The organism is Bradyrhizobium sp. P2_E8, from assembly GCF_056403875.1.
In genome coordinates, this window is sequence record NZ_JBFUES010001166.1 from 1 (window position 1) to 2,117 (window position 2,117).

Annotated in this window: 1 protein-coding gene; it reads right to left on the reverse strand. The window is 64.7% G+C overall.

Going from position 1 to position 2,117, the window contains the following annotated elements; translation table 11 throughout:
• Positions 1-1,976: bifunctional salicylyl-CoA 5-hydroxylase/oxidoreductase (locus tag AC1D00_RS38140; RefSeq protein WP_477014225.1), on the reverse strand; the 1,976-nt coding region annotated here is incomplete at its 3' end.
• Positions 1,977-2,117: the final 141 nt, after the last annotated feature.

The following is a 2,117-nucleotide window of genomic DNA, read 5'->3' on the forward strand; positions in this document are numbered from 1 at the left end:
GCCCCCGCCTCCTTGAACATCGCGGCGAAGATCGCCGCATCGGCCGGGATGTTGCCGCCTTCGGTCCAGTCGTGGCAAGACAAGCGCACCGACATCGGCCGTTCGGACGGCCAGACCGCGCGCATCGCCTTGAACACCTCCAGCGGAAAGCGCGCGCGGTTCTCGTGGCTGCCGCCGTATGCGTCCGTGCGCCGGTTGGTCAGCGGCGACAGGAAGCTCGACAGAAGATAACCGTGGGCGCAATGCAGCTCGAGCCACTCGACGCCGGCGGCAGCGGCGCGATGTGTCGCCGCGACGAAATCGTCGCGCACGCGGTCCATGTCGCTGCGGTCCATCGCCCGCGGCAACTGGCTGTGGGGCAAATACGGCAAGGCCGACGCGGAGATCAGAGGCCATTCTCCGGATTCAAGGGGTTGATCGATCCCTTCCCATGGCACTCTGGTCGCGCCCTTGCGCCCGGCATGGCCGAGCTGGATTCCGACCTTGGCGTGTCCGAGACTGTGGACCAGCTCGACCAGCCGGCGCCACTGCGCTTCTTGCGCGTCGTTCCAGAGCCCGAGGCAGCCCGGCGTGATCCGCGCATCCGGCGAGACGCAGGTCATCTCGGCAAAGATCAACGAAGCGCCGCCCATGGCGCGCGCGCCGAGATGAGCGATGTGGAAGTCGTTGATGAGCCCGTCCTCGGCCGAATACATCGCCATCGGCGACACCATGATGCGGTTCGCGAGCGAAAGGCCGCGCACGCGGTGCGGCGTCAGCATCGGCGGCGGCACCCGCTCGCCGTCCTTGACGGCGATGCCCGAGCGCGCGGCAAACCAGCGCTCAAAACCTTCCAGCCAGGTGCGGTCGCGCAGGCGAAGGTTTTCGTGGCTGATACGCTGAGAGCGCGTCAGCATCGAATAGAAGAATTGCGGCGGCTCGAGCGTGTCGGCATAACGCCGGCCGACCACCTCGAACCATTCCATGGCGTTGCGCGCCGCGTTCTGGATGCGCGCCACGTCGACACGGCGCACCTCCTCATAGGCCTCGAGCACGGTTTCGATGCCGGCGCGACCGTGACCATGGCGATCGAACTGGTTGGCGAGCTCGATGGCGTCGTCGAGCGCGAGCTTGGTGCCCGACCCGATCGCGAAATGCGCGGTGTGCGCGGCATCTCCCATCAGCACGACATGAGACTTGCCGTTGAACACGCTCCATTTGCCGCAGATCAGGCGGCTGAAATTGAGCCAGGCCGAGCCGCGCAGATGGCGGGCATTGGTCAGGAGCTTCGCGCCGTCGAGCGTCTCGGCGAAGATCTTTTCGCAGAAATCGATCGACGCCTGCTGATCGAGCTCGCCAAGCCCGTGGGCGTTGTAGGCCTCTTCCGTGGTCTCGACGATGAAGGTCGAGGTCTCCGCATCGAATTTGTAGATGTGCGCCTGGAACCAGCCGTGCTCGGTCCTCTGAAAATCGAACGTGAAGGCGTCGAACGCCTTCTTGGTGCCGAGCCAGATGTAGCGGTTCGGCCGGATCACCATGTCGGGCTGGAATTGCTCGGAATAGCGGGCGCGGATTCTGGAATTGACGCCGTCGCAGGCGACGATCAGGTCGGCGTCGGGAAATTCGAGATCGGACTCGACGTCGCGCTCGAAGACGAGCTCGACACCCAGCGCCTCGCAGCGCCTCTGAAGGATGTTGAGCAGATGCTTGCGCCCGATACCGATGAAGCCATGGCCGGTCGTACGCTGGCGCGTGCCCTTGAAGACGAGCTCGATATCGTCCCAGTGATTGAAGGCGTCCTCGATCTCGGCGGCGCTCTCGGGGTCGRCAAGCCGCATCGCGGACATCATGGCATCGGAGAACACGACCCCCCAGCCGAACGTATCGTAGGGCTTGTTGCGCTCGACGACCGAAATGACGTGCTCCGGATGCCGGCGCTTCATCAGCAGGCCCAGATAGAGACCCGCCGGGCCGCCACCGATACAGACTATGCGCATGATCCCTCGCTTTCGCGCGCCGCGCCGTGTGCCGAGCTCTCGCCCGAATTATTTTAAGCATAAAGTAATTTGTCGGCACGGGCCTTGTCAAGGTGGGTTCTGCAAGGAGGCCGGGCGACGCCCCCGGCGCCACAGCGTCGA